Raw genomic sequence first — 680 nt, forward strand, 5'->3', positions numbered from 1 at the left:
TGCTGTCTTGTGGCGTCCAGTAGACGCGGTTGCAGTCCTTATCCTTAGCAAAGGAGTATACATGTTCAATCAACGTACGTCCCACACCTTGACCACGGACATTATCCGCGACGTATAAATCTTCTAAGTAACAACACTCGTTAGTATTCCATGTGTTGGGATGCAGTACCACATGGGTAATGCCTACCAAAACATCCTCTCTCCACGCCCCAAATCCATAAACAGGGATGTCATCATCAAGCAGATTGCGCCACGTTGTATCCGTCGTGCTTGATGGCAAACTGGTCTCATAAAATGTCAGATAGTTTTGCCATAAGTGCGCCCAAAGGTCGTGATCGGCGAGAGTTAGTGGCTTTATTTTCACAGGTGAATGGTTCATTTTTTATAAACTTAAGTCGTGAGTAGTGCTGAATTATGCCTCAAAAATGCAGCACTTAGAACCCTTGTCCCTATTTTTATCACTGCTTTATTTTACACAGGATTACACTTTGTCCGTGGCAAACAAACAGCAAAAATAAGCGCAGTTGATTATGCTAAAACCATAAAATTATTGGAAGAGTGTTTTTATGGGCAAAACAAACGAGCAGTCGACAACGCAGGATGTGCGCCATGACTATGAGCGTCTCGCACGCCGTGCCAATCTGCGCTATGTAAGCGACGATGAACCTGGATTTACACGT

Annotated in this window: 1 protein-coding gene; it reads right to left on the reverse strand. The window is 44.1% G+C overall.

Annotated elements, in window-relative coordinates:
• Positions 1-379, reverse strand: a 379-nt coding sequence (locus ACS8FC_RS17865; protein WP_439297779.1) for a GNAT family N-acetyltransferase, incomplete at its 3' end; no start/stop codon positions are given.
• Positions 380-680: the final 301 nt, after the last annotated feature.

This window comes from Psychrobacter sp. 1Y4 (genome assembly GCF_051847555.1).